The organism is Pseudomonas sp. PIC25 (assembly GCF_002286785.1).
Lineage (GTDB): Bacteria > Pseudomonadota > Gammaproteobacteria > Pseudomonadales > Pseudomonadaceae > Pseudomonas_M.
Map to the genome: position 1 here is coordinate 1 of NZ_MUJY01000042.1, position 5,406 is coordinate 5,406.

Here is a 5,406-nt window from a genome sequence, read left to right on the forward strand (position 1 = left end):
ACGCGTAGCCCCCGGTGATGAACCCGCCCAGGGTCACCGGTACGCCCGGCAGCGCGCCGTAGATCTGGTCGTCGGGCTTGCGCCGCAGGGTGTCGGCCAGCCTATATCAGTAAAACGACCCTATGCGGCTTTCCACTCTTTCCACACCACTTCGACTGCCAAGCTCGCCTTGCTCTTGGCCGGTTTAAAATAGAGATTATCGCGAAACTCCGCTACGAAATTGACGAGATATTCCCGTTCGAACTCACTGGGCTTGTCCGGCGAGTGAATTTCCACATGAAACTTCCCATCAAATTTTTTATCCAGAATGTTACCTTCCCACCCCAAAGGATGATCGCAGGTTTCATGAATAAGACGACTCAATTCGCTGGCGGCCGAGCGAATAGCTTTATTGACCGACTTATCCTTCACCCGTATGCAGTAGCCATGCTTGCCCTTGACGGCCGAAGCGGTCTGTTCGATTTCTATATCGTTGGACATATCCAAATAAAATGAGGCTTGGCTAAGCGTCTCTTCCGGTGCCCAGATTAATTTCGCACGGTCGAAAGTATGGTAGCGCCGAGCCAACGACAGTATGTTAAATCCTTCTTTGAAACCGTAATCGCCATCATCCATCCGCCACTCAGCAGGGAACAAGAGCCGTTGTACCGGCTCGCCGTTCAGCGGCAGCGTCAAGAGACTTTGCGCTTCATAAATATCGAACGCAAAATATGCATTCCGATCATCGACCCAAGCCAGAACTCGAGTTTCCTCGCTGACCGGTGACTCGAATACATACATGGGCGAAATCTCAAACTCGCCATTCACTATTTGAAAACGCTGTATACCTACATAATCTGCCACCAACACGCTACTATCTGATAAATCCAGCACGGCTAGGATGGCTCCATTGAACCGCCGAACACCAGTTGCTCGCTCCCGTTCCACGTCGTAAACCTCATATTCCTCTCCAAGCCCCAAGGGGAAAAAGAACAGTGGCTTACTAAAACGCGCCTCGCCGCGATTACGATCGCTTCTTGGTCTTATGATGGAAAAAACTACTTCCCCCTTCATATCGAAAACGCGCCACTCAGTATCACTACTTAGAGCCAGATGACAATCTCCTATGTATACCGGGTGCTGATAAGGTGCTCGATAGAGCTCTTCACCCTTAGGGGTCATCGCTACGGCCTCCATATTTAAATTCGCATCCGCTTCTATACGAAGAAGAAATTTCCCACCTACAACTGGAGCACCGAACGACTCAAATACTAAATCATTTCCACTATAGCGCAATAAATACCGTCCCGCGGACAAATCCAAGACATCAAACTCCTCGCACACACTGCCCATGTGATGAAATAAATTATTTCTCCGGGGAACCAATTCAATCTTTTCTTTCGCAACAAGCAACCAACCCAACCGACTAACAAAACTCAACACGCCAAGTTTCAGATCTGAATACGCATGTGGAAAACTAAAGATCAACATGTTACGGCACACCTTTTAAAATAGCCTCAACAGCACCCATCACTTCCGCTTGTATCAGATTAAAATCACGACCACCCATTTTCTGGGACAAATAGATTTTATATTTATCATTAGAAATGATCTCTTCTCTAACAGCTTTGATTAATGCTTCCCGCCCAATACCTTCGTCGGAAAATTCCCACCGAATATTCTTATTCCCGCCCGAACCTAGATAGGTACCCAAATCTTTCATCAACTGCCCAGGCGCACCATCGGTACCATCCTTCTTCAAATTGAAGTTCAGGGAGGCTTTGATTCGATCCAGTGCGATATGGCTATTCCAAGACTTCACCTCAACAAAATAGTCAACCCCACCGCGTTTGACCACAACATCATAGGTCCTTTTGCCAAAGGCCTTTTGCGTGGCTTCGGATAGGCCTATTTCAAAGCCTAGAATTTCATCCCCCTCCCGGGTGAACTTCTTCGACGCAACCCGGACCGTACCCGCACCACCTCTGGCAACAAAAATCAGTGCTTGATCATAGCTATCCTTAGCGAAAGCGCCAATTTGCTCTAATACCTTCGAAAAATTCTGGGGATCTACCCCTTTCGAGAACTTCAGTTCCAGATTATAGAACTCTTGAGCGAACTCGCTGAATGTTTTTCCTCCAAAACAATCGGAAGGGGTGCAGGGGGTTCTGCGCAAAGCTGCCAGCCCCTCCGTCCCGGTACGAGCATAGACCGCAATTAACGCCATCAAGTCAGGTGATTTCTTCGCCAATTCATCCAGATTGCCGCCTCGCTCCTTTACCAGAAAACCAATGACTTGAGTAAAGTGGGCTGCCACCTTGTTTTTGGATTTAAAGGGTTTGGTCTTTTCCTCCACTTCTTTAAGGACTTTGATAAAAGCTGCTACCGAGGTGTTCTTCAGAATATCGTCTACACCTACCGCATAGGCCGCACCGACAAAAAAGGCGACGTATCGGTCCAGGGTCGAGCTTTGTGTCATCGTAACGGCACTAATGGCGCCTTCTTCGATCATCCAGTATGTATAACTGACCCAGATATCGAAATCATCGACGCTATCCACTGCCTGTACCAGGAAATCCTTTATCGCGCCGCCCTCGTACGCAGCGAAAGCAACCACTTGGAGTATGGGAATTACTTTCTTCAATGCTGCCGTACGTGCCCCTGATACCCCATTCAGCACTTTTGCATCAAGATAACTGACCAGATTCGTAAGCACCTTGCTGCCCTTCATGACTTTGGCAGCAGTCTTGCCCCCGGCCAATACGGCATCAACCGAAACCCCGGCACCGGTCAACTCGGCCAGCGTACCGACTATTCCCAGACCGGCGAATACATACGTTGCCTGATCGAATTTCTCCGTATTGTCGGTATAAAAGTAATAACCATGGATCACGAAGTCCCGGATATCGCCAACCAATAGCAAGCTGGCCACAAAATCGCAGACGGTGCTAGCCATACTATCGGTGCCTCCGGTCACGATGCCTTCGACACACTGCGCCAAATAGATCATCGATGTCCCCGCAACATTTAACTGCGTTTGCAGGGTTTTCAATGTACTGAGTTCGGCGTAGGCAACTGCGGTTTCCAGCACACCACTCGCTGTTCTAACCTTAATTTCAGCTTGGCGAATTTTCTTCTGTAATTGACAATCCACTACAAATTTGAGGAACGCTTCCGCCGTGCCGATCAAGCTATCCGTGGGTACCGGATTACAGGCGGCTGTATCGTCTGCAGCCACAGCGTGCGCAACCAGCACTTGGCTGATACTGAAGAGTATTCCCTTGTTAGGGTCCTCCCGAAGTGCCATCAAATTACTGAAATTGGAGATCAACCGGAATCTGGCCAATCCATCCGCACCAACCGTGGCAGCAGCCTGTTCGCCGCCGCTGGCGAGCTGCAACACAGGGGCCTGAGACCAATCAAAAAGACCTAGTTCATTCAGCCGGCCCTGAAATCCATTGCCGATAACTAGGGCGTTCTGTTCCTGCTTCCCTTGGAGCGGAGCCATCAATGGCACTTTCTGAATATGTTCATCCAGTTGAACGATCAGGTTCTGATCGATAACGTGTACGCCCAGACGATGCCAAGTACCCGGCTCAATCGCCGCGGTCGTTATCTCCCGCGTGGTGTTCTCCATGAGAACGGTTACTTTGACCACACCGGCAGGGGTCAACTCAATCTTGATGCCGCTAGCAGGGAACTCTACAAGGCCACGCCCAAAAGCAGCCGGGTCGGCATTAAAAGCCAAGCTGAGCCCAACATTATCGGTTCGAGCGAATGCGTCGTCGTAAGCCAGTGCAAGACGGTTGTCGGGCGCGCTAAAGACGACGAAGTTACTCTCTTTTCCAGAGCCGATGCTCTGTACCTGAATCTTGCTTCCAATCAGCTCTCGCCCAAATTCATCATCAAAAAAACGGCCGTCAATGGCGGGCGTTTGTAGTCCCCAGAACGCCATAGGTAATAGGTTGGGCTTGAGGTAATCTCTCAAATCGATCGAAACCGTTTCCCCCACCGTGCCAGGAACCAATACATCCGTTTCTGCACTGAAACCTTCCGCGCCAGCCGGTGCGCCTATACGGCTACTGACCAAGAGTCTGTTGGATACCCGCAAAGCATTACCTTGGGGCCTGACGGAAAAAGTCTTGTCATAGAGCTTGTCATTAATACGTGCAATGACCTTACCGGCTCCTTCGAAATCGCCAGCCTTCAAACGAACTTTAACCAAATTGCCAGCGGCAATTTTTACGTCGCTCTGCTCGACCACACCTCGCAGACTGGTGACCTGAATGGGTAACCCGGTTAGATCCCCATAGGGAGATTCAGCTTTAATCGTTACATCACCACCTCCTCCGACCGCAAGGTCTGAGGGTGCCTCGACTACCAGTGCAACATCCTCCACAGTAACGGGAATACTCTGCTGAACATCTCCAGCTGTCACAGTAAGTGTTTTAGTGCCGGGGGAGTTATCACCAATCGCCCTGATCGTGATTTTGCCATTAACCGTCGCAAGGCCCCCTTCAATACGCATATCAGTGGCATTGACGCCTATGGGTGTTCCGTCCGCCACTAGATTTCCATAGCGGTCCTTAACGGTTAGAGTCATTTCGACCCCACCTAAACCACCAATTACGGTCTTACCAGAAGAGGTATGGGTAATCTCATAAGGCTTACCAGGGATGATTTCATAGGTCGCGGACTGGACTTTAAGATCGTAAGGCTCTCTGAAATGGGCCGTAACACTGACTCTCTGCTTGGCCGTCGTAGGAAGTTTCAGTGCAGTGAAAAAGTATCCCGATGTGTTGGTTTCACCGGTACTTGTGAGAGAACCGTTTCCTTGAACGGACCAGCTCATCGTATAAGGCCTTTCGGCCTCCTTATCCTCTGGTCGTAATACCAACCCCTCTATGGATTGAAATCCTTCTGCGGCCGTATCGGCAGTTATCTTGACCGTTCCTCCATTCGACAAGGGTAAAGGAATGACAAGCATATGCTCGAACGCCCACTCCCACAGGATGTTGCCAACATCGTTGTTTGCATACAGGCGAATACTTAGAAAGTCATCCCGATCCAAAGCTGCAAGATGGTCGATATTTTCGAACGTGATGGTTTGATTAGTTCCTATTTTGACCTTGGCCTCCTGTTCTCCCATAGCCAGGATCATTTCCCGTTCACCTTTCATATCTATAGGGGAGATTTGCTGGAATTCGTTCTGCAAAAGACTGTAAACAAACTCAACAAGTTTGTCGGTAGCCGTCAAAGCCGGCTTGTTCAGGTCTATTCGTTGAGCTACTGAGCTATCGAACTCCGTCCTTTTTATCGAATCGACGGTCAACTCATACAAACTAAACTGCAACTCCGGTCGATACTGCCAGGCGTACAGCGGTTCGGGTTTCTTCAGGTCCAGGTCCGGGTTGTCTTTTTCCGCCT

Annotated in this window: 2 protein-coding genes; both read right to left on the reverse strand. The window is 49.6% G+C overall.

Annotated features, from left to right (window positions below; translation table 11 throughout):
- Window positions 1–120: 120 nt before the first annotated feature.
- Complete coding sequence (locus BZL41_RS03870) at window positions 121–1,470, reverse strand: hypothetical protein (protein ID WP_143518016.1); 1,350 nt, start codon at window positions 1,468–1,470, stop codon at window positions 121–123.
- 1 nt (window position 1,471) lies between these two features.
- Window positions 1,472–5,320, reverse strand: coding sequence for a hypothetical protein (locus tag BZL41_RS28345; protein WP_218224406.1), 3,849 nt, complete (start codon window positions 5,318–5,320; stop codon window positions 1,472–1,474).
- Window positions 5,321–5,406: the final 86 nt, after the last annotated feature.

Coding starts and splice junctions, on each gene's coding strand:
- BZL41_RS03870 (WP_143518016.1), bottom strand. CDS start 1,470: ATGTTGATCTTTAGTTTTCCACATGCGTATTCAGATCTGAAACTTGGC.